The organism is Halalkalicoccus tibetensis, assembly GCF_037996645.1.
GTDB classification, from domain to species: Archaea; Halobacteriota; Halobacteria; order Halobacteriales; family Halalkalicoccaceae; genus Halalkalicoccus; species Halalkalicoccus tibetensis.
The window spans coordinates 502,817-523,856 of record NZ_JBBMXV010000004.1; the positions used below are offsets into that span (position 1 = coordinate 502,817).

Here is a 21,040-nt window from a genome sequence, read left to right on the forward strand (position 1 = left end):
GCCCGGAATAACGAGGGAGGTATCAGAGTAGCGGTCTCCGTCGAGGGTCCGTCGTTCGCAGCGGGATTGTCGTCAGTGCCTTCGAAGTAGTGGTCGCTGACGTCGATCGGTACGAGACCGGATCCATACCGGAGCCGCTTTCGATCGGTTCTCCGCGAAAGTCGTCCCCGGAGCGGGGGTCGGTGACGGCGAAACCGTTTCGGCGCCACGAGGAGTATTCGGTACGATGATCGAGGTCCTGCGCCGGCTCAAGCGCCCGGTGCTCTCCGTCATGGCCCCGGCGTACGTCGTCGCGGGCGTCCTGCATTTCGTCGTGCCGGAGCTGTACGTCCGGATCGTGCCGCCGGTCCTCCCGGCGCCGCTCGCGCTCGTCTATCTCTCCGGCCTCGCCGAGATCGCCGTCGGGATCGGGCTCCTGCTCCCTCGGACTCGACGGTACGCGGCGTGGGCGACGGTCGCGTTGCTCGTCGTGGTCTTCCCGGCGAACGTCTACATGGCGACCCACGGGGTCGTCGAGGGGATGCCGGGCGGCGGCGACCCCTCCGACCTCGTTCGCTGGGGCCGACTCCCGCTGCAGGGCGTGTTGGTCCTCCTGGCGCTCTGGTACACCCGACCGACCGGAACGGAATAGCGCAGCTCTCACGGGGTCGACCCTACGATCCCGTCCGTTTCCGTTCGGGGTGTCGCGGAATGCGACAGTTGTTAGTAGGGAACATGAGACTCGATGGGTATGAGTCGTTCTTCGGTCGTGGACGTGGAGGCGCTCGTGTTCGACGTCTTCGGGACGGTCGTGGACTGGCACGGCGGGGTCGTGCGCGACGGCCGGGCGCTCGGCGAGGAGAAGGGGCTCGACGTCGACTGGGCGGCGTTCGCCGAGGCGTGGCGCGAGGAGTATCAGCCGTCGCTGGCCCGCGTCCGACGTGGCGAGATTCCGTGGCGGAACCTCGATGCGCTCCACCGCGAGTCGCTCGATCGCCTCCTCGATCGATACGGGTTGGACGAGCTATCCGAGGCGGAGAGGACGCACCTCAACCGCGTCTGGCACCGGCTCGACCCGTGGCCGGATGCGATTCCGGGCCTCAACCGGCTCCGATCGGACTACGTCGTCGCCCCGCTGTCGAACGGCCATCTGCGGCTCCTCACGAACATGGCCAAGCGCGCCGGCATCCCGTGGGACGCGATCCTCTCGGCCGAGCTCTCGGGACACTACAAGCCCGACGAGGAGGCCTACCGCACCGCCGTCGAGCTGCTCGATCTCCAGCCCGAGGAGGTCGTGATGGTCGCGGCCCACGAGCGGGATCTGGACGCGAGCCGCGAGCTGGGGCTCCGAACGGCCTACGTCCACCGACCTCTGGAATGGGGTCCCGATCGGGCTTCGGAGGCCGAGATGCCCGAGCCGTCGGCGTACGACGTCGTGGCAACGGACCTCGTGGACCTCGCGAAACGGCTCGGCGCCGAGCCCCTGATCTAGCGCCCTCCCACCGGGGCCACGACCCGCCGACGAACGAACCAAACGGGTGGACGCCATCGTGAGAATCCGCCCCTCTAGTTAACAGTGGGTAGGTGTGGATTCCTTGTTTTAACGCTAGTTGCTGAAAATCGTCTATGAACACCAACGTTGAAAAATTAGGTAGTTTTATGTCCCGTGTTATCGACGTGCCGTTGATGGCCCAGTACAACATTATTGATTCTGAAATAGGGCTCGTCGGCGCCACCGTGCTCATCGTCGGCAACGTCATCGGGATCAGCGCGTTCGTTCTCCCCGGGCCGCTCGCCGGCGACACCGGTCCGAGCGTCGTCCTCGCGTTGCTGCTCGCGATGGTGCCCCTCTCCTTCGGCATCCTGATGTCGCTACAGCTGGGGAGCGCGATCCCGGCGGCCGGCGGCAGCTACGTCTACGCCTCGAGACTCGTCGGCCCGTTCTGGGGGTTCCTGCTGCCGTGGATCGTCATCCCCGGGGTCTGGGCGGGGATGCTCTTCATCGGCGTCGGCTTCGCGGAGTACGTCGGCTTCGTCTCGGCGACCCTCGCGTCGGTCCCGTCGATCCCCGAGACCGTGCTCGTCTACGCCCTGCTCGTCCCCTTTCTCGTCGTCAACCTGCTCGGGATACGGATGGCCGCCATCGTCCAGTTCCTCATGGTCGCGTGTATCATCGTCGGGATGCTCGTGTTCATCGTTCCCGGCGCGTTCCTCGTCGATCCTGGGAATTACCGCCCGCTGTTCCCCCGCGGCATCAGTCCCTTCGTCATCGCCGTCGTCTCGCTGTACTTCCCGCTGCGCGGGTTCCGCCTGGTCCTCGAGTTGGGCGAGGAGATGGAGGACCCGGCGCGGAACATCCCACGGGTCCTCGGACTGTCGGCGGCGATCTCGCTCTCGTTGCTCGTCGGCGTCGTCGCGGTGCTGGTCGGGACGACCGACTGGCGGCTCCTCGGCGGGATGGACGCGGCCGTGGCCCAGGTCTCGCTCGCCCACTTCCCGGCACCCCTGACCGCCCTCGTGCTGCTCGCGGCCGCGATGGGCGCGCTGACCTCGATCAACATGACCTACACCGCCTATTCGCGAGTCCTCATGCGGGCCGGCCGCGACGACATCATCCCGATGGCGATGGCGCGGGTCGATAGCCGAACCGGCTCCCCGTACGTCGCCATCACCGCCCTCGGCGTCCCCCCGTTGCTCGTCGCCCCGGTCGCCCCCGATACCGTCACTCTCTCGATCGCGCTGTCGATGACGATCCTGTTCGGCCTCGCCGTCGCCGGCGTCTCGCTGTGGAACCTCCCGAAGGTCTTCCCGGAGCGCTACGAACACTCGCTCTACAAGCTGCCGCCGTGGGCGCTCAAGCTGACCGCCATCGGAGCGGTCGGCTCCGCGGCGATCCTCTGGGTCCTGACCGCGACGCAGCTCCCGGTGATGGTCGCCGTGCTGCTCGGCTGGCTCGTCGTCGGCTATCTCTTCTACCGAATCCGAGTGAGCTGGTACGAGCGCAAGGGGATCGACCTCGAGACGCGGATGAAACGGCTCCACGAGAACGAACGGCTCGACGCCGACTGACCGTCGGCGCGCGAACCGGGCGGACCCCCTCCCCCGAGCGCCCGTCGGGGAATACCATCCGCCCGAGGGGTACGTACGAGTAAAAAACCGCAACGTATTCGTAATGGTTCTGCATAGCCTCTAGTACGACGCCGGTCACCCGAAAAAGGGACTGCGCTCATGGTCGGACGCACCCCTGCTGGCGTCGTATGGGTGCCTCTGACGTCTTTTCCCGTGTCCGGCCAGCGGGGTGTTCCCACACACGGGAGCCTCGCTCATTAGTGTTTCCGTCCCTCATTACCGTCGGACGGTCCGCACCACCGCGAGCCGCCGGTCGTTGCCATCCGCCCGTCTCCGACCCGCACCCTCGCGAACGTCGGGGAACAGGTGTTCGTTACATATTCCTGTTACAGGTAGTTATTACAGACGTCACTGTAGCCACAGGGGCTTGCCGTAGTAGGGCAACGGCGTCGACGCCACCGAGGGCGGCTCAGAAGGGCCCAGGGTCGCGCTCGTGCTCCTCGCTGCGCCGGTGGCGTGCGGTCGCTGTAGCCCTCCTGCCCGATCGGCACAACGGGTCGTCTCAGTAACGGCGTTCGCCGCCGTTGATCTTCTTCGCGGCCCATTTCTTCGTGTCCAGTGCGAACAGCCGGTAGCGCTGTGCTTTACTCATACGAGAGTAAATAGTTCGCCGGCGCGTAAAGCCGTTGTGGCCGGCCAGCCCGTCGACAGTTCGGGACCGTCCGCACGGGATCCGTGACGGGCCCGGAGGGGTGATCCGCGGCCAGGCGCTACGGGTCGGGGAACTCCTCCTGGTAGGCCGTCCCGTCGAGCCGGTCCTCCCGGAGCGGCCAGAAGGCGAGCAGCGTCGCGCTCTCCCCGTCGACCGCCCGCGACGTGTGGGGAACCTCCGGCGGGATCGCCAGCGTGTCGTACGGCTCGAGCTCGACGCGATCGCCGTCGACGAGGAAGTCGAGGCGTCCCTCGACGAGCATGTTGGTCTGCTCGTACGGGTGGGTATGTGGCTCGCCGTCCGCCTTCTCGGGGCCGATCCGGGAGAAGCCGATCGTCTGGTCGACGCCGCGGAAGACCACCTGCTCGAAGCCCGGCTCCTCCCGATAGGGGGCGACCTCCCGCAGGTTGTGGACGGCCGGGACCGCGGATCGGTCGTAATCGCGTGGCATGAGGATACGTCCCGACCAGTGGGGGATAAACGTGCTCGTTCCCGGCTGCCCCGCTTCGGACCGGAACCCAGCGTCCAACCGTCACGGTCGCTACAGCCCTCCGGACGGACGCCGCCACGCGCTTGCCCCTTCGGCAATCGACTGTGGCGTGGTATCGATTATCGGCATGATCAAGCAGAACGGTTAGGCGCCTCCGGCGGAACGATCCACCATGGTCAGACTCTCGACGATCGTGATCGCGCTCGCCATCGTTCTCGGGATCGGTCTCATCCCCATTCCGGTCGTCCCGGGTGTCGGGATCGTCGTCGGTCTCTCGGGGATCGTCCTCGGCATCGTCCTTCGAGTTCTCGGCTACTGACCGGGTCCGACGGGCTGTGGGACCACCGGCGGACGCGCTCAGACCGCGTCGGGACCGCGCTTGCCGGTTCTGATCTGTACCGCGTCCTCGACGGGGGTTACGAAGATCTTGCCGTCGCCCGGATCGCCGGTGTTCGCGCCCTCGCGGATCGCCTCGATGACCCTGTCGACCGGGATCTCCGCGACGACGCACTCGATCTTGACCTTCTGGTGGAGGTCGACGGTGTACTCCTCGCCGCGCCACTGGCCCTTCTGGGCGGGCTGGTTGCCACGCCCGGAGACGTTCGTCACCGTCAGCGAGGGCGCGCCCGCCTCCGCGAGCGTTCGCTTGACCTCGCCGAGGCGGTCGGGCCGGATGATCGCCGTGATCATCCTGATCTCCCCGTCGGCGTTCGTCCCGTCCTCGGCGTCCGATCGGCCGCCGTCGGTGAGGACGGCGGGGTCGTTCGTATCGGCGTTCCGAGCCATGAGTGATCACATAGAACGGCGGTATTTAGGGTTTGTCGTCGGCCGTGTGAACAACGCTCACGATTCGAGCGCCGTAGCGATCGAGGCGACCGGCGGGGAACGATTGACCCGTCCGGAGCGAGTAGCCGGCGTATGGTCGAGGTCACGTACGAGAACGCGGACGACGAGGTAGCGACGATCCGGGCCGAGGAAGCCAGGGTGAGCCCTCAGGAGCGCTACCTACAGGTGGTCGTCACCGAGGGCGAACGACAGCTCGACATCCCCACGCGGCGGGTGATCGCGGTCGAGCGGGACCCGACAGAGGAGGACGACGACTCCTGGACGGCAAGCGCCCAGTATCTCTGAGGCGCTCGCGACGGCAACCCGTATCGAACGGGGCCGACAGCCGGTCGCTCACGTCGACAGGGCGGGTCGCGCGGAAGCCGCCTCGATGCCGCCTCCATTTAAGACCTTCACGCAACAATGTAGTAAATCGGTCTTCGGAAGGCCGTAATCGGGATCGGCTCGGCTCCCGGACGCTTCGATCCCGGGCAGTCAGGACCGGTCAACCGCCCGAACCGTCGCGGAGACGCCGTCGGCCGGCCGGAGGGTCGGCGTGGGCCGCAGGTCACGCAGTTCGGCGCTCGCCACGTCGATCTCGAACGCCTGCGTGAGCCGGGCGACCGCCAGAACGGCTCCCGACAGCGCGAACCGCGAACCGATGCAGGCGTGTGGTCCCGTGCTGAACGGGAAGTACGCACCCACCGAGCTCGGCGAGCGACGCTCCCACCGACCCGGGTCGAACCGGTTCGGCGCGTCGAAATACCGCTCGTCCCGGTGGACCGACCACTGGGGGAGGATCACCGCGGACCCCTCCTCGACGCGGTAGTCGCCGAGCCGTACCTTCCGACTGGCCTGCCGGAACACCGCCCAGGCGGGCGGGTATAGGCGGAGGGCCTCGCGATAGACGTGCCCGGCGTACTCCAGCTCGCCGACGTGCTCGTATCGCGGCCGTTCGTCGCCCAGCACGGCGTCGGCCTCCTCGCGAACGCGCTCGCGCATCGAGGGATGGCGGGCGAGGAGGGCGAGCGTGTAGGTGAGGCTGAGGGCCGTGGTCTCGTGTCCGGCGATCAGGAACGTCGCGACCTCGTCGCGGATCTGGTTCTCCGAGTACGTGACGTCCGGGTCGTCCTCCGCCCGGAGCAGCAGCGCCAGCATGTCCCGCGGCGGCCCCTCTCGCTCGTCGCCCGCGTCCGCGAGCGACGCTCGGCGCTGCTCGATGATCCGATCACTGAGTTCCCGGATGCCCTCCGCGGCGCGCCGGAACTCCGGCGACGTCCGCTGTGGGAGCCAGCTCGGACGGACGCTCGTCGGCGAGAACTCGAGCTCGGCCCCGGCGATCCGCATCCAGTCGTGGAACTGCTCGGCGTTCTCGCGCCCGATGTCCTCCCCCAGGAGGATCTCCGAGGCGACGCGTATCGTCAGCGACGTCATCTCCTCGTGGAGATCCCGAGCCTCGGGGTCGTCGGCCGCGTGCCACTCGTCGACGAGCCCGTCGACCGTCTCGCCGACCGTGTTCGCGTACGCCGTGACCTGCTTGCCCCTGAACGCGGGCCCCATGATCGAGCGCTGCTGGCGCCACAGCGCCCCCTCGCTCTGGACGAGGCCCTGTTCCGCGATGAGCGCCGAGGGCTCCCGAGCGGGAACGCGGCTGAACGCCCCGGGACGCGCGAGGGCGTCGTGGATCAGGTCGGGGTCCGTCACGATGACCAACGGGGCACGGCCGGGGATCGGCACAGCGACGATCTCCTCGAAGCGGGCCTGCATCCCCTCGAGGAACCGGAACGGATCGGTGCCGAACCGGACCGCGTTGACGATCCCGGCACGGGGCGGGTGGGGAATCTCCTGTTGCATATGACGATATACGGTTACCCATGCTTGACTCTACCGCCGTTCCAGTCCGCCCCTGCTGGCGAGCCGAGCGACCCATCCGAGCCGTTCAGTCATCGACCCGGCAACCGGGAACCGAGTATCGGTCGGCCGACGAGCGGTTCGGCTCGCCCCGCCCGACCGGTTCCCGGATCGAACCGTCCGGTCGGCGCCGATCGAGTCGGTGCGAGACGTTCCGACCGCGTCCTAAATCATATTAGAAAGAATGTGAATACTATACGAGAACGGATATGTGACGAACCGCGGCTCTGGCATCAGGAGCGGGAACGGGAAGCGAACGGATGTGGTGTGTTCTCGTGGGCAGTAGGAACGGACGGTTCGGTCGTATAGTACGGATTTGGGACGGAAACGGTTCGAAGAGAAACGACCCCGGTCGTCCTACGTGCGTCGAGCCATGTGGGGTCGTTCCACTTTACGTATGTAAATATACTAACTCATATGTCATATGTGAGAGGGACGTTTTCAGAGTGACAGAACGGAAGTTGTGATGACTTGCCTAGTGTCCTGATATAGAGAACGGAAAATCTCCGGCGCCGAAATATAATTACAGACGTACCGTCGTAAGGAACTGATCCCTCGTTCTGGGCGAGCGGCCCGCCGCACGACGGTACGAACGCTCGACGGCCGCAGGACGCCGCTTCGGGCGGTTCTCGATCCGCTCGTGTCGCGACACGCGGTTCCCGGGGGAAACCGGCGGGAACGCCGTCCGCACATCGGTTCGAACTAATAAAGAATACTGTTCTCTATATCAGAAAAGACCTCGATCGTTTCGACACTGGAGTGGGACCGTCGAGTGTCGGCAGGCAGTACCGACGGTGGAGCCGTGGCCGCGGTACGTCGAACCGCTCGTCCCGCAGGAACGGTCTCTGGGGATCGAAGCCGTATCGAGCGGGCTACGAGTAGTTGTACTCCAGCTCGATGACGTTCGCCGTGCCCAGAACGGAGTTCGGGAGATCCTCGTGGAACCGCTCGTCGCCGACGCGGTGAAGGGGACAGGCGACGCTGATGGCACCGATGCTCCGGTCCTGGTCGTTGGTGATGGGGGCGGCGACACAGCACAGCCCCATGAGCCGCTCCTCGCGATCGGTCGCGTACTTGCGCTCACGGATGACCTCGAGTTCGTCGAAGAACTCCTCGCGGTCGGTGATGGTTCGGTCGGTCATCCCGGGCATGCCATGGGTGTCGAGGATCTCCTCGACCTCCTCGCGCGGACGGAAGGCGAGTATCGCCTTGCCGAGCCCCGTACAGTGCAACCTGACGCGCTTTCCCTCGTAGGTGTCGAGCTCGACCGCGTTCTCGCCCTTCGACTGATAGAGGTAGATCCCGGTCCCGTTCTGCTCGATGAGGAGGTTCGCGAGCTCCCCCGTCTCGTCCGCGAGGTTGTCGACCTCGTGCCGGGCGGCGTTGTAGATCCCCGTTCGGTTCCTGGCGTACGCCCCGAGACCCAGAAACGAAAGGCCGATCTGGTACTCGTCGCCCTTCTTCGAGAGGTACTCCTTGTTCACCAGCGTGTTCAGGTGGTTGTGCACCGCGCTCTTTCCGATGTCGACGCGCTCGGACACCTCGGATACCCCCGCACCGTCCAGCTCCTGGACGATCTCGATGATCTCGAACGCCCTGTCGACCGTTCGAACGGGGTGTTTCGGTTCTGCCATAGTAGTACATTATAATGAATGTGTATATATTTTTCTGTGGAGAACGGACGTGGCTACAGGAAGAACGACGCCGGTGTCAGCCAGTACGGCACCGTCGCTTGACGGGGTCGATCGTTTCCGGTACCGGTAGGAGGGAGGGACGTATCTCCGGGTTCTAGACGTGGCCCTGTGTCCGGGAGCCGCGTTTCAGACCTCGACGACGGAGTTGGTCAGGGTGCCGATGTCGTCGATCTCGATGTCGACGACGTCGCCCTCCTGGAGCGTGAACCCGTCGTCGGGGACGAGCGAGGTCCCCGTCAGCAGCACGGACATCTCGGGAACGGCGTTGTGTCTGGCGTAACACTCGACCAGCTCCGGGACCGTCCGGACCATTTCGGCGGTGCTGGTTGCCTCCTCGTAGAGCGTTCGACCGTCCCGGGAGATCTCCATACTCATCTCGAGATCGTGGGGATCGTCGATCGAATCGGCCGACCTGACGCAGGGGCCGATCGAACAACAGCGGTCGTAGACCTTCGCCTGGGGGAGATACAGCGGGTTCTCGCCCTCGATCGAGCGGCTGCTCATGTCGTTGCCGATCGTGTAGCCGACGATCTCGCCCTGATAGAGGACGACGGCCAGTTCGGGCTCGGGGACGTCCCAGTCGGAGTCCGATCGGATGCCGACCTGATCGTTCGGCCCGACGACCCGGCTGGGCGTGGCCTTGAAGAACACCTCGGGGCGGCTGCTGTCGTAGACGTTCAGATACATGTCGGGCATCGTGCTCTCTTCCTCGCGGGCCTGCTCGCTGATGCTGTAGGTGACGCCGGCCGCCCAGACCTCGTCGGCCGCAACGGGCGGCCGGTCAGTGCCCTCGACGGCGTCGGGATCGAGGGGGTCGAGCTCGCCGAGCAGCCGGTCGGTGACGTCGTCGATCGGAACGTCCGAGATCGAGGAGGCCGAAACGAGGTCGCCGAACCCACGAATACCCCGGTTGGCCGACGTGAGGTCGTACACGTCGCCGCCGGTTTCGACACAGAGCCGTCCGTCATCACCCGCCGCAAGCTGGTAATACCGCATACTGTTTCATGTTCACATCCTCACGTATAGATCTTTGGTATCGGTTACCGCGTTTCGTCGGGCGGACGTCGAGTCCCGGGCCCGAGCCCGAAACCGAAAACGCCCCTCCCGTTCGTAGCGGTCAAACGGCCGCTGGTCGGCGGAGATCGATGGGATCCTTACCGGTGCTCGACGCCGACGTCGGTCAACGGCGCGTCGACGACCGCGAGGCCATATCCGGGAACCGTTTCGGACCCCTGCAGCATCGACGCCCCGTCCGGAGGCTTGACGAGGAGTTCGCGATCGGAGAAGTTCGTGACCCAGGTGAGGCCGTCGCGCTCGACGACACGGACCCGCGGCGGAAGCGGTTCGGCCGTCGCCGGAACTCCCGCGTCCGCGAGCAGGTCGGAGACGATCGCGTCGGCGAGCGAATCGCCGGGCCAGACGCCACAGTAGCGGGCATGGCCGTCGCCGACGGCGTTGGCCGTGATCGCGGGATGACCCGCCGCTCGCCCGGTTCGGTACTCCCCGACGGCGAGCGCCGCGTCCGTGCTTAGTCGCTCGTTCCAGACGCGGTACTCGAACGGATCGCCATCGTACCGGAGCTCCCGCTCCATCTCCGGGTGTGGCGTCCCCCAGTCCTCGACCGTCGCGCCGACGAGCCCCGAGAGCGGACCCGGGGCCGGCTCGTTCAACAGCGCGTTCGCGCGGTCCTTGACGCCGGAGCGCATCGTCAGGAGGAGCTCGCCACCCCCCTCGACGTACGTCCCGAGCCGGGCCGCGACGTCGTCGTCGACGAGATGGAGCGTCGGCGCGACGACGGCCGCATAGGGTTCGAGGTCGCGGGTCGGCGGGACGACGTCGACGGCGACGCCGCGGGCCCGAAGCGCCCGGTAGTAGGTCTCGAGGTGGTCCCAGTAGTCGAACTCGGGGGCGTGTGGCTGGGCCTCCAGCGCCCACAGGTTGTCGTACTCGTGGAGGAGTGCGACGGAGGCCTCGTTGCCGTCGAGCCCGGGGAGGCTCCCGAGCTCGTCGGCGGCCCTGGCGGCCTCGTCGTGGCCCCGATCCGGAGTTCCGTCTGCCTTCAGCAACCCCGCGTGATACTGCTCCTGGCCGAACCGGCAGCGTCGCCACCGGAAGTACGAGACGACGTCCGCGCCGTGAGCCACGGCGTGGTGGGCCCACAGCCGCATCGCGCCGTCGGCCGGCTGGGTGGAATAGGGCGGCCAGTTCACGTCGCCGGGCTGCTGTTCCATCACCCAGAACGGCTCGTCGGTCACCGACCGGTAGAGGTCGTGGTTCAGCCCGATGACGTCCGGGTCGCCGACCAGCAGGTCCTCGACCGCCGGGTCGTCCCCTTCCCGCTGGGAGTGGCCGGTGGGATACGAGTCCCAGGAGGCGAAGTCGAGGCTCTCGCTCACGTCGTAGCTGTCCAGCGCGGAGAAGTGACCCATGAAGTTGTGCGTGACGAACCAGTCGTCGTTGGCCGCCCGCAGGAGCTCGACCTGGCGGTCGTTGTAGTCGACGACGCTATCGCTCGCGAAGCGGGCGTAATCGAGCAGCAGCGACGGGTGGTGCTCGGCGACGGTGTGTCGAGGCGGCTCCACCTGTTCGAAGTCGTTGTAGCGCTGGCTCCAGAACGCGGTCCCCCAGGCGTCGTTGAGCGCGTCGACGTCGCCGTAGCGCTCGCGGAGCCACTCGCTGAACGCCGCCGAGCAGTCCTCGCAGTAACACCGGACCGTCCCGTGGCAGCCGAACTCGTTGTCGGTCTGCCAGCCGGCGACGGCGGGATGGTCGGCGAAGCGCTCGGCCATTCGGGTGACGATCCGGTCGGTCTCCTCGGCGTACGCCGGCGAGTTGAAGCAGTAATGCCGGCGGCTGCCGAACTGCCGGGTCGTCCCGTCGGGCTCCTCCTGGAGCATCCCCGGGTGCTCGTCGACGAGCCATCGGGGCGGCGTCGCCGTCGGCGTGCACAACACGGCCTCCATGCCGCGTTCGTCGATGTGATCCAGCGCCGTCTCGAGCCAGCCGAACTCGAACTCGCCGCGCTTTGGCTCCAGTTCGGACCAGGAGAACTCCGCCATCCGGACGTGTTCGAGACCCAGGTCGGCCATCCGTCGAACGTCCGCTTCCCATCGCTCGCTCGGCCAATGCTCGGGGAAGTAACAGACACCGAGTGACATACACTACCAACCGTGCTGGCCCCCTTATTCGCTCCGGTTCTCCGTACCCGCCCGATCGATGGTGATCGTTTATTAGGCTGCGGGACGACCCGACGAACGTCATGACAGTTAGACAGCTCTCGTCACGGATGGTGGGCAAGATGGGCGCGATGCTGATCGCGTTCGTCGCCCTCGCGTACTTCGGCGTACAGTACATGCTGACGCAGGGGTGGGGGTTGGTGTTCGAGGTGGCCTACATACTGGTCCTGCTGATCGTCTTCGCGATCGTCGCCGATCGGCTGTTCATCCGCTGATCATGGACCGAGGGTTACTACCGAAGCCGCGAACGCCTGACCGCGGCCCGCTATAGCGATGCCGGGAAACGACGCGACCACGCCAGTCGGCTGGGAGCAGCTGTCGCCGGCCGAGACGAGACGAGGGATACGGCAGGCGGCACGGGAGATGGGTGGGCTGGTACGGAGCACGCTCGGCCCGCTGGGCGTCGACAAGATGGTCGTCCGCCGGATGCAGGACGACACCATCCGCACGTTCGTCAGCAACGACGGCGTGGCGATCCTCGAGGAGTTCGAGGGCGAGACCGACCACCCGATCGCGAACCGTTTCATCGCGCTCGCGGAGGACCACGAGGACGCGCTGGGCGACGGGACGACGACGACGACGCTGCTGACGAGCGAGCTGCTGGCGACGGGCATCGACCTGATCGAGGAGGGCGTCCCCCCGACGGCCGTCGTCGAGGGGTTCTCGATCGGCGCCCAGCGAACGCTCGAGGTCTGGGACGAGCTCGCGATCCCGGTCGCGGAGAGCGACCGTCCGACCGTCCGATCGGCCTTCGATCGGGCACGGCTCGAACGCATCGCCCGCGGCGGGATGACGAACGGTCGGGCCGGCGCCTGGCCGCTCGCGGGGCTCGCCGAGGACGTGGTCGACGCCGTCCTCCGCGTCTGGGAGCCCCGGCGGGGGACCGTCCATCTGGGCTACGTCGCGATCGAGACGTTCCCCGGCGGCGACGTGACCGATAGCGAACTGATTCCCGGAACCCTGCTGCCGTACGACCCGATGACGGCGGACGATCGCCTCCCGGTCGAGGGCGGGGTCCTCCTGATCGACGGCGACCTCCAGCCCCGCGAGCTCCGGTCGGGCTCGGTCGCGATCGACGGCGCCCGCGCGGGCGCCGTCGACGAGTTCGACACGGAGAGCGCGCGGATCGCCGAGGCGATCGCCCGATCGGGCGTCGAGGCGGCGTTCGTCACCGGCGACGCGAGCGCCGCCATCGGCGACCGGCTGGCCGAACGCGGCGTCGTCACCGTCCGGAACGTCAAGCGCTCGGACATCGACGTCCTCTCGCGGGTCACCGGCGCCACGAGCCGCGGCCCCGTCACGCCCAACAACCCCCCACTGGACGCCGAACTCGGCGTCGGCTCGGTCGGGTGGCGCGAGGCGACGGGCGGGAAGCGATGGCTCGAGGTCACCGCGCCCGCGGGGAGCGAGCCGCGGAGCGTCGGGCTGGTCGTCCGCGGCGGCACCGAGAGCTCGGCCGGCGAGGCCGAACGCCGCATCAAGGACGGGCTCAACGCGGTCCGTGCCGCGATCAAGCGACCGGCGGCCCTCCCCGGGGGCGGGGCGGCCGACCTCGCGGCGGCACGGGCGGTCCGGGAGCTGGCGCCGAAGTTCGACGGCCGCGAGCAGCTTGCGGTCGAGGGGTTCGCCGAGGCGATGGAGGTGGTCCCGCGGACGCTCGCGCGCAACGCGGGCCGCGACCCCATCGACTCGATGACCGATCTGCGGGTCCGCCACGACGCCGGTCGTTCGAGAGCCGGGATCGACGCCGACGGGCGGCTCGTCGACGACGTCGTCGCCGCGAGCGACGCGCTGAACGCCCACCTCGTCCGCACCGGCGGCCTGATCCGCGGCGTCGAGTTCGCGAACTCGCTGTTCACCGTCGACGGCGTCGTCTTCAACGACGGTCCGCCGGTCCCGTTCGGCGACGACGGGCAGTGAGGCGCTAATCAGAAGAGGAAGGCGGTGATCACGCCCGCGAGCGTCACCGGCAGGACGCTCGCGACGCTTCGCTTCTCGTCGATCTCGTAGAGCCGCTGGACGACCGGCAACATCAGGAAGCCCGTCAGCACCCAGGCGCCGGCCTTGAGCGCGCGGACGGCGTGCATCTGGGGGGTGTCGTAGACGAACGAGTACGCCGACAGCGCGAACTCGGCCGCGTCGCCGTCCTGTGTGGCCGCCTGCGCGGCCGCGCCGTCCGGGACCGCCACCGTCGAGATCAGGACCGATCCGATCACGAAGACGGGGACGAACAACACCGTCAGGTAGCCGCCGATCTTGAACGTGTCGAGCTCCATGACGTGGTCCTCCGAGAGATAGCCGGCGATGACGCCGATGAGGCCGAAGTAGACGAACCACGAGAACGCCACCACGAACGCGCCGAACAGGAAGTTGATGAGCAGCGCGGCCGGCCAGCCGGGAAAGAGGTAGCCTTCGGCGACGACGAAGGGCTCGCTCAGGTACTCGAACGCGCCGCGCGCAAGCGCGTGCAGCGCGAGGCCCGTCAGGGCCGGCAGCCATCCGTACCGGCGGACGACGCCAATCATCCCCTCGATGTCGTCGGACCGGCCGAGCTCGCGCCAGGGGCGGAGCACCGCCCACCCCGACGCCCGCCGGTCGTGATCCGCGTTCCGAGCCATACTCGGTGGACTCGCCAGCCGGTCAAAAAGTTGGCGTCCGAGCGGGCATCAGGCCGAGGGCGCCACCTCGCGACGCTCGTCGGCGTACGCGAGGCTGAGGCCGGAGTCGGCGTCGAAGAGGTGCGCCTGATCCAGGTTCAGGTCCAAGAAGACCTCGGCGGTGTCCTGGGGGATCGCCTCGGGCTCGATGAACGCCTTCCGTTCCTCGACCTCGACGTCCGGCGCCGCCTCCCCCTCCTCGTCGGGGTCCGGGATCCCCTCGTTGACGATCCCGTCGTCCTCGCCGATGTCGAAGTACAGCAGGTCGCGCGCGCCGAGGGGTTCGACGATGTCGACGCCGGCGCTGATCGTGCCCTCCGTGCGGGTCTCGCTGACGCTGATGTCTTCGGGCCGGACCCCCAGCTTCATCCGGTTGAAGCCGGCGGCCTCGATGCGTTCGGCACGCTCGGAATCGATCGGGAGGTCGATGTCGCCGACGAGCCGGCCGCCGTCGTCAGTGGGCTCGTACTCGATGTCGAAGACGTTCATCGACGGGCTCCCGATGAACTGCCCGACGAACAGGTTGCGCGGCCGGTTGTAGACCTCGCGCGGCGTCCCGACCTGCTGGAGCTCGCCGTGGTTGAGGATCGCGATCCGGTCGGACATCGTCATCGCCTCCTCCTGGTCGTGGGTGACGTAGATCGCCGTCGTCTCGAGCTCCTGCTGGATGCGCTGGAGTTCCGTGCGCATGTGTTTCCGGAGCTTCGCGTCGAGGTTCGAGAGCGGTTCGTCGAACAGGAACACGGCGGGTTGGCGGACGATCGCCCGTCCGGTCGCGACGCGCTGTTGCTGGCCGCCCGAGAGCTGCTTGGGCCGGTCGTCGAGCAGCTCCGGGATCCCCATCAGCTCGGCGGCCTCCTCGACGCGGTCGTAGATCTCGTCGTCCGGGAGGTCGGTCGAGCGCTTGAGCCCGAACGCCATGTTCTCGCGGACCGAGAGGTGGGGATAGAGCGCGTAGCTCTGGAACACCATCGCGATGTCGCGGTGGCGCGGCGGGAGCTTGTTGACCCGCTCGCCGCCGATCGAGATGGTCCCGCCGGTGATCTCCTCGAGACCCGCCACCATCCGCAGCAGCGTCGACTTCCCGGAGCCACTCGGTCCCACCAGGGTGAGGAATTCGCCGCCCTCTATCTCCAGATCGAAGTCCTCCACCGCCACGACGTCCCCGTCGTAGACCTTTCTCACTCCCTCGAACTCGATAGAGCTCATCGATCGTGACGTACGGAACCGGCACCTAATATTCTTTGGGTGTCGTTGTCGCGGGACGGACTATCAGATCCGACGACGAACGGCGCCACGGGGAGCGGGGCCGACTACGATTTGACGGCGCCCTCGGCGAGCCCCTTGACGATGTAGTTCTGTAGCAGGAAGAAGACGATCAGCATCGGGAGCGTCGCGCCGATGGCGCCGGCCATCAGCATGTCCCAGTTGAGCGCGAACTGGCCGACCCACTCGCCCATCCCGGGCGGGAGGGTCTGTTGCTGGGAGTCGTTGATCAACACCAATGCGAAGATGAACTCGTTCCAGGCCAGCACCCACGTGAAGATCGCGGTCGTCGCGATCGCGGGCGCCGACAGCGGGAGGATCACCCGAACGACGGCGCCGAGTCGGGTGCTGCCGTCGATCATCGCCGCCTCCTCGAGCGACTGGGGTAGGTTCTCGTAGAACCCGCGCAGCATCCAGATCGCGAACGGCAACGTGAACGCGACGTACGCGATCACGAGCCCGCTGAGCGAGTTGACCAACCCGAGGTCTTGGAAGACCAGGAACAGCGGGATCGCGAGCAGGACCGCGGGGAACATCTGGGTGATGAGCAGGAACGTCGCCATCGCCGTCCGGCCCTTGTACCGGAGCCGGCCGATGCTGTAGGCACCCAGCGTACAGACCCCGATGCTCAGCGCGGTCGCGCCGAGGCTGACGATCAGGCTGTTGCGGAACCAGTAGGGGAAGTCGGACTCGTACCAGACCCGGAAGTAGGCCGAGAAATCCGCGCCCGCGGCCCAGGCGGCGGGGTCGTCGATGAACGACTGGAACCCGATCTGGTTGACCGAGACGATGAACATCCACAGCACCGGCGAGAGGACGATCGCGATCAGCGACCACAGCAGGGCGTGAAAGCCCGCCCGCCTGGCGAGATCGGCCCGCCGCTCGGTCAGGAAGCCGGTCGATTCCTCCGACGTGGTGTGTGTGTCAGTTGCCATGGTCATTTCCCCCCGACGTCCTCACGGTAGAGGCGCAGGTAGATCAGGCCGTAGGTCAGCATCACCGCCAGCATCGCGACCGCGATCGCGCTGGCCAGTCCCATCTCGCCGAGGTGGAACGCCCGCTCGTAGATGTAGACCGGCAGCACCATCGACGAGTTGCCGGGCCCGCCGCCGGTCATCACGTAGATCAGCGTGAAGTGGTTGAGCGACCAGAGGCTCATCAGCAGCGTCATCACGACCGCGACCGGCTGGAGGAACGGCAGCGTGATGTGGCGAAACGAGTCGATCCGCGAGGAGCCGTCGACGTGGGCCGCCTCGTAGAGATCGCCCGGGATCCCCTTCATCCCCGCCAGGAAGGTGAGCATGAAGAACGGGAAGTTCCGCCAGACCCACGCGAGCATGATCGAGAACAGCGCGTAGCGCGAGCTCGCGATCCAGGGGAGCCCCTCGCTGATCCCGGCCAGCCTGAGGAAGCCGTTGAGCGGACCGAGCTCGAAGTTGTACAACAGCCGCCAGTTCAGCGCGATCGAGATGAACGGGATCGCCCAGGGCAGCAGCAGCAGCGTCGTCGCGATCGACCGACCCCGGAAGTCGCGGTTCAGCAGGATCGCGAAGCCGAGCCCGATGAGGGCCATGATCACGACCGACGCGAACGCCCACACCAGCGTGTTGCGCATGATGAGCCAGAACTCCGTCCAGCCGAGGATGAATGCGTAGTGGTCGAGCCCGACCCACTGGGGCTCGCCGATCCCGTCGTACTCGAAGAAGCTGAGATAGATCCCGCGCAGCAGCGGGTAGACGCTCACCAGCCCCAGAGCTATCAGCGAGGGCAGGAGGAACAGCCATCCCCAGACGCTCTCCTTCGAGAGCCAGTGGTAGTACTCGCGCGGGAGCTCGAAACCTCGTAGTTCTCCTATTTTAGTTGCCATTTTGGATGTGAACGGTCGGTGTCAGGGGGTCCAGATCTGCGGCGTGTCGCCGTCGCCCTCGATCCAGGGCTGCAGTTCCTCGGGTGCGTCGTCGAGTTCGGGCGGGTCCGTGCTCTGCTCGAGTTCGTAGTCGACGTCGCCGCTGATCGTCTCGCGCATGTCGTTGGCCAGGCTGAGGAGCGTCTCCTGGGGGTCCTGTTCGGCCCCGAGGATGCCCGAGATCGCGACCGAGTACGCGTCCGTGGCGCCCTCTATGTCGCCGAGGAACGGCGCGTTGCGCTCGGATCCGGTGACGCCGTAGCGGGCGACGTCTTCTGCCTGTTCGAGGCGCGAGGCGATCCACTCGTCGGGGATCTCGGTCTCGTTCTCGGTGAACGGCGGGATCTCCTCCTGGGCCTCGCGCACGGGGAGGAAGTTCGGCGTCGCCTCCGTGAAGTACTCCTCCATCGTCTCGGGTTCGGTCATGTACTCGATGAACGACATCGAGATGTCGTCGTCGACGTCGTGCTGTGTGTAGTCGGACTCGAACGCCGAGAGACAGCTCCCGCCCATGAATGCGGTGTTCGTTCCCATGGGACCCTCCGGGATCAGCGAGAGCTCGGTCGTCTCGACGGTCTCCTCTTCCTGGTTGACCATCTCGTTGGCGGCGTCGCCGGAGTTGATCATGAAGGCCGCGTTGCCCTCGCGGTAGAGCTGCTCGGCGTCGGTGCTGTCGGTCCCGGCCCAGCCGCCGGGAACGATGCCCCACTCCTCCTGGAGGCTCGCCATCCAGAGGTGGCTGAACAGCGACTCCGGGGAGTCCATCTCGACCGTCCACTCGTCCGCGTCCTCGTCGTAGCCGTAGAAGTCGCCGCCGGACTGGGCGGTCAGACCGTAGATCACCTGCCCGGTCCCCGTGTCCTGTGCCCCGCCCGAGACGAAGCCGGCCGAATCGGTCTCCGACTGGACGTCCGTCCCCATCTCGATCAGCTCCTCCCAGGTCTCGGGGGGGCTGTCGTGGCCGGCCTCCTCGAGGATGGCCATGTTCGTATAGAAGCTCCGCACCTCGATGAACCACGGGAACCCCCAGACCTCGTCCTCGTAGTCGCCCCAGTAGGAGGGGACCTCGTACCAGTCGTCGTACTGCTCGAACAGCTCCGTGTTCGGCCGGACGACCCCCGAGGCGCCGTAGTCGACGGCGTGCTCGTTGGCCATCTCGCTGACGTTGGGCGCGCTCTGGCCCTGGAGGGCGGCCGTCCACTCCTCGAAGACCTGGTCCCAGGTGACGACGTTGGTGGTGACGTTGACCTCCTCGTCGGCCCAGTCCTCGAAGCCTTCGGCGGTCTCCTGGATCGCCTGCGTCTCCTCGGGGATGTAGCCTCGCATCGTCCACCAGACGAAGTCGCCCTCGCCGGTTCCCTGGCTGTCGTCCCCGCCGATACAGCCCGCCAGCCCGGCGCTCGCGCCCGCGGCGGCCATCGTCCCCGCCGTCTCCATGAACCCCCGCCGCGAGTAGTCGTCGGGATCGGGCTCGGAACCCGAAGACGCCGGGTCCTCGTCGTGTCCGTCCTCCGCAGTCGTTCCTCCCCTTTCCGTGTCTCTATGTGTCATGGGTGACCTCGTCTCTGGTAGAGTATGTTCTGACATAAATAACCCTGTGGTTGAGGGGAGATACCGCTTCGAGAGCCAGTGGTAGTACTCGCGCGGGAGCTCGAAGTCGCGCACGTCTCGTTCAGTGGACGTTTGCCGATGATCGTGAGTGGCTTCTATGGGTTCCAGATCTGGGGTACTCCGTCGCCCTGAATCCAGGCTTGAAGCTCGTCGGGCGCGTCGTCGAGGTCCGGCAGGTCCGTGTTCTCCTCGAGTTCGTAATCCACCGCATCGCTGACGCCTTCGCGGACCCGGTTCGCCTGATCGACCACGGAATCACGGGGGTCCTCACCCCCACCGAGGATAGCCGAGATAGCGACCGAAAACCCGTCCGTTGCGCCCTCGACGTCGCCGAGGAACGGTGTGTTCTGCTCGAGGCCGGTGATCCCGTAGGCGGCGACGTCCTCGGCCTGTTCGAGCCGGGAGTCGATCCATTCGTCGGGGATCTCGGTGGAGTTCTCGGTAAACGGCGGGATCTCCTCCTGGGCCTCGCGCACGGGGAGGAAGTTCGGCGCCGCTTCCGGGAAATACTCCTCCATCGTCTCGGGCTCGGTCATGTACTCGATGAACGACATCGAGATGTCGTCGTCGACGTCGTGTTGCGTGTAGTCGGATTCGAACGCCGAGAGACAGCTCCCGCCCATGAAGGCGGTGTTCGTTCCCATGGGACCCTCCGGGATCAGCGAGAGTTCGGTTGCGTCGGCGATGTCCTCGTCTTCGTTGATCATCTCGTTTGCCGCGTCACCGGAGTTGATCATGAAGGCGGCGTTGCCCTCGCGATAGAGTTGTTCGGCGTCGGTACTGTCCATACCCGACCACCCACCCGGGGCGATGTCCCACTCCTCCTGGAAGCTCGCCATCCAGAGATGCGCGAACAGCGACGTCGGTGAGTCCATCTCGACCGACCACTCGTCTCCATCGCGACCGAAGAAGTCACCACCGGACTGGGCGGTTATACCGTAGACCACCTGCCCGGTTCCGGTGTCCTGTGCCCCACCGGAGACGAAACCGGTCTCTCCAGTGTCGTCCTCGACGTCCATCGCCATCTCGATCAGCTCCTCCCAGGTCTCGGGCGGACTGTCGTGGCCGGCCTCCTCGAGGAGAGCCATGTTCGAGTAGAAGCTTCGGATCTCCATGAACCACGGGAAGCCCCAGAACTCACCGTCGTAATCGCCCCAGTAGGAGGGGACCTCGTACCAGTCGTCGTACTGCTCGAACAGCTCCGTGTTCGGCTGTACAGCGCCAGCGGAACCATAATCGACCGCATGTGCGTTCGCCATCTCACTGACGTTGGGTGCGCTCTGGCCTTGGAGGGCGGCCGTCCACTCCTCGAAGACCTGGTCCCAGGTGACGACGTTGGTGGTGACGTTGACCTCCTCGTCGGCCCAGTCCTCGAAGCCTTCGGCGGTCTCCTGGATCGCCTGCGTCTCCTCGGGAATGTAGCCTCGCATCGTCCACCAGACGAAGTCGCCCTCGCCGGTTCCCTGGTTGTCGTCTCCGCCGATACAGCCCGCCAGCCCGGCGCTGGCACCCGCGGCGGCCATCGTCCCCGCCGTCTCCATGAACCCCCGCCGCGAGTAGTCGTCGGGATCGGGCTCGGAACCCGAAGACGCCGGCTCCTGATCGAATCCGTCCTCCGCAGCCGAGCCTCTCCTTGCCGTGTCTCTACGTGTCATGGTGGCCTCGCCTCTGGTAGAGTGTATTC

General features: G+C 66.7%; 18 protein-coding genes and 1 pseudogene. 7 read left to right on the plus strand and 12 right to left on the minus strand.

The genetic code is table 11. From position 1 onward, the window contains the following. Positions 1–226 precede the first annotated feature (226 nt). The 3 genes from WOA58_RS15450 to WOA58_RS15460 all read left to right on the plus strand — a co-directional run bounded on the left by WOA58_RS15450 (position 227) and on the right by WOA58_RS15460 (position 3,048). Positions 227–631, plus strand: coding sequence for a DoxX family protein (locus WOA58_RS15450; protein WP_340605166.1), 405 nt, complete (start codon positions 227–229; stop codon positions 629–631). Positions 632–730: 99 nt separating this feature from the next. After that, entirely contained in the window at positions 731–1,471 is a 741-nt protein-coding gene (locus WOA58_RS15455; protein WP_340605167.1) for a haloacid dehalogenase type II, read from the plus strand. Between the two features lie 194 nt (positions 1,472–1,665). Beyond that, positions 1,666–3,048, plus strand: coding sequence for an APC family permease (locus WOA58_RS15460; protein WP_340605168.1), 1,383 nt, complete (start codon positions 1,666–1,668; stop codon positions 3,046–3,048). A gap of 770 nt (positions 3,049–3,818) precedes the next feature. Here WOA58_RS15460 and WOA58_RS15465 read toward each other — a convergent pair. After that, complete coding sequence (locus WOA58_RS15465) at positions 3,819–4,211, minus strand: cupin domain-containing protein (protein WP_340605169.1); 393 nt, start codon at positions 4,209–4,211, stop codon at positions 3,819–3,821. Positions 4,212–4,422: 211 nt separating this feature from the next. On the opposite strand from WOA58_RS15465, the gene WOA58_RS15470 reads away from it, so the two are divergent. Continuing rightward, entirely contained in the window at positions 4,423–4,569 is a 147-nt protein-coding gene (locus tag WOA58_RS15470) for a hypothetical protein (protein WP_340605170.1), read from the plus strand. Positions 4,570–4,607: 38 nt separating this feature from the next. Here WOA58_RS15470 and WOA58_RS15475 read toward each other — a convergent pair. Beyond that, positions 4,608–5,009, minus strand: a pseudogene (locus WOA58_RS15475) (P-II family nitrogen regulator); the annotation flags it as partial. A gap of 159 nt (positions 5,010–5,168) precedes the next feature. On the opposite strand from WOA58_RS15475, the gene WOA58_RS15480 reads away from it, so the two are divergent. Continuing rightward, positions 5,169–5,381: a hypothetical protein gene (locus WOA58_RS15480; protein WP_340605172.1), complete on the plus strand. Its 213-nt coding sequence runs from the start codon at positions 5,169–5,171 to the stop codon at positions 5,379–5,381. 189 nt (positions 5,382–5,570) lie between these two features. On the opposite strand, the gene WOA58_RS15485 is transcribed toward WOA58_RS15480, so the two are convergent. From WOA58_RS15485 to WOA58_RS15500, 4 genes are all read right to left on the minus strand, one after another. Then, positions 5,571–6,929, minus strand: a complete 1,359-nt coding sequence (locus WOA58_RS15485) for a cytochrome P450 (RefSeq protein WP_340605173.1) — start codon at positions 6,927–6,929, stop codon at positions 5,571–5,573. A 929-nt stretch (positions 6,930–7,858) separates the two neighbouring features. Further along, complete coding sequence (locus WOA58_RS15490; protein WP_340605174.1) at positions 7,859–8,620, minus strand: IclR family transcriptional regulator; 762 nt, start codon at positions 8,618–8,620, stop codon at positions 7,859–7,861. 186 nt (positions 8,621–8,806) lie between these two features. Beyond that, on the minus strand, positions 8,807–9,676 hold the full coding sequence (locus WOA58_RS15495; RefSeq protein WP_340605175.1) for a fumarylacetoacetate hydrolase family protein: 870 nt from the start codon (positions 9,674–9,676) through the stop codon (positions 8,807–8,809). 158 nt (positions 9,677–9,834) lie between these two features. Then, positions 9,835–11,838 (minus strand): beta-galactosidase, encoded by a 2,004-nt coding sequence (locus tag WOA58_RS15500; protein ID WP_340605176.1) that lies wholly within the window; start codon positions 11,836–11,838, stop codon positions 9,835–9,837. A 101-nt stretch (positions 11,839–11,939) separates the two neighbouring features. Between WOA58_RS15500 and WOA58_RS15505 the strand changes: the two genes are divergently transcribed. Together WOA58_RS15505 and WOA58_RS15510 are read left to right on the plus strand one after the other, a co-directional pair. Further along, complete coding sequence (locus tag WOA58_RS15505; protein WP_340605177.1) at positions 11,940–12,131, plus strand: hypothetical protein; 192 nt, start codon at positions 11,940–11,942, stop codon at positions 12,129–12,131. A 58-nt stretch (positions 12,132–12,189) separates the two neighbouring features. Further along, complete coding sequence (locus tag WOA58_RS15510; protein WP_340605178.1) at positions 12,190–13,836, plus strand: TCP-1/cpn60 chaperonin family protein; 1,647 nt, start codon at positions 12,190–12,192, stop codon at positions 13,834–13,836. Between the two features lie 8 nt (positions 13,837–13,844). Here WOA58_RS15510 and WOA58_RS15515 read toward each other — a convergent pair whose 3' ends face one another. The 6 genes from WOA58_RS15515 to WOA58_RS15540 form a co-directional block, all read right to left on the minus strand. Beyond that, positions 13,845–14,534 carry a hypothetical protein gene (locus tag WOA58_RS15515; protein WP_340605179.1) on the minus strand — a complete coding sequence of 230 codons (690 nt, stop codon included), beginning with the start codon at positions 14,532–14,534 and terminating at the stop codon, positions 13,845–13,847. A 48-nt stretch (positions 14,535–14,582) separates the two neighbouring features. Further along, positions 14,583–15,782 (minus strand): ABC transporter ATP-binding protein, encoded by a 1,200-nt coding sequence (locus tag WOA58_RS15520; protein WP_340605180.1) that lies wholly within the window; start codon positions 15,780–15,782, stop codon positions 14,583–14,585. Between the two features lie 104 nt (positions 15,783–15,886). After that, the gene (locus WOA58_RS15525; RefSeq protein ID WP_340605181.1) at positions 15,887–16,774 is read right to left on the minus strand and encodes a carbohydrate ABC transporter permease; all 888 of its coding nucleotides are present in this window, start codon (positions 16,772–16,774) and stop codon (positions 15,887–15,889) included. Between the two features lie 2 nt (positions 16,775–16,776). Next, entirely contained in the window at positions 16,777–17,706 is a 930-nt protein-coding gene (locus WOA58_RS15530; RefSeq protein WP_340605182.1) for a carbohydrate ABC transporter permease, read from the minus strand. 21 nt (positions 17,707–17,727) lie between these two features. Continuing rightward, positions 17,728–19,296, minus strand: a complete 1,569-nt coding sequence (locus WOA58_RS15535) for a sugar ABC transporter substrate-binding protein (RefSeq protein ID WP_340605183.1) — start codon at positions 19,294–19,296, stop codon at positions 17,728–17,730. Positions 19,297–19,451: 155 nt separating this feature from the next. Beyond that, positions 19,452–21,011: a sugar ABC transporter substrate-binding protein gene (locus tag WOA58_RS15540; protein ID WP_340605184.1), complete on the minus strand. Its 1,560-nt coding sequence runs from the start codon at positions 21,009–21,011 to the stop codon at positions 19,452–19,454. Between the last annotated feature and the right edge of the window lie 29 nt (positions 21,012–21,040).

Excerpts from the sequence above, each read along its gene's own strand:
- WOA58_RS15510 (WP_340605178.1), top strand. The coding sequence starts at position 12,190 with ATGCCGGGAAACGACGCGACCACGCCAGTCGGCTGGGAGCAGCTGTCG.
- WOA58_RS15490 (WP_340605174.1), bottom strand. The coding sequence starts at position 8,620 with ATGGCAGAACCGAAACACCCCGTTCGAACGGTCGACAGGGCGTTCGAG.
- WOA58_RS15480 (WP_340605172.1), top strand. The coding sequence starts at position 5,169 with ATGGTCGAGGTCACGTACGAGAACGCGGACGACGAGGTAGCGACGATC.
- WOA58_RS15470 (WP_340605170.1), top strand. The coding sequence starts at position 4,423 with ATGGTCAGACTCTCGACGATCGTGATCGCGCTCGCCATCGTTCTCGGG.
- WOA58_RS15455 (WP_340605167.1), top strand. The coding sequence starts at position 731 with ATGAGTCGTTCTTCGGTCGTGGACGTGGAGGCGCTCGTGTTCGACGTC.
- WOA58_RS15460 (WP_340605168.1), top strand. The coding sequence starts at position 1,666 with ATGGCCCAGTACAACATTATTGATTCTGAAATAGGGCTCGTCGGCGCC.
- WOA58_RS15540 (WP_340605184.1), bottom strand. The coding sequence starts at position 21,011 with ATGACACGTAGAGACACGGCAAGGAGAGGCTCGGCTGCGGAGGACGGA.
- WOA58_RS15505 (WP_340605177.1), top strand. The coding sequence starts at position 11,940 with ATGACAGTTAGACAGCTCTCGTCACGGATGGTGGGCAAGATGGGCGCG.
- WOA58_RS15515 (WP_340605179.1), bottom strand. The coding sequence starts at position 14,534 with ATGGCTCGGAACGCGGATCACGACCGGCGGGCGTCGGGGTGGGCGGTG.
- WOA58_RS15485 (WP_340605173.1), bottom strand. The coding sequence starts at position 6,929 with ATGCAACAGGAGATTCCCCACCCGCCCCGTGCCGGGATCGTCAACGCG.
- WOA58_RS15495 (WP_340605175.1), bottom strand. The coding sequence starts at position 9,676 with ATGCGGTATTACCAGCTTGCGGCGGGTGATGACGGACGGCTCTGTGTC.
- WOA58_RS15520 (WP_340605180.1), bottom strand. The coding sequence starts at position 15,782 with ATGAGCTCTATCGAGTTCGAGGGAGTGAGAAAGGTCTACGACGGGGAC.
- WOA58_RS15535 (WP_340605183.1), bottom strand. The coding sequence starts at position 19,296 with ATGACACATAGAGACACGGAAAGGGGAGGAACGACTGCGGAGGACGGA.
- WOA58_RS15525 (WP_340605181.1), bottom strand. The coding sequence starts at position 16,774 with ATGGCAACTGACACACACACCACGTCGGAGGAATCGACCGGCTTCCTG.
- WOA58_RS15450 (WP_340605166.1), top strand. The coding sequence starts at position 227 with ATGATCGAGGTCCTGCGCCGGCTCAAGCGCCCGGTGCTCTCCGTCATG.
- WOA58_RS15530 (WP_340605182.1), bottom strand. The coding sequence starts at position 17,706 with ATGGCAACTAAAATAGGAGAACTACGAGGTTTCGAGCTCCCGCGCGAG.
- WOA58_RS15500 (WP_340605176.1), bottom strand. The coding sequence starts at position 11,838 with ATGTCACTCGGTGTCTGTTACTTCCCCGAGCATTGGCCGAGCGAGCGA.
- WOA58_RS15465 (WP_340605169.1), bottom strand. The coding sequence starts at position 4,211 with ATGCCACGCGATTACGACCGATCCGCGGTCCCGGCCGTCCACAACCTG.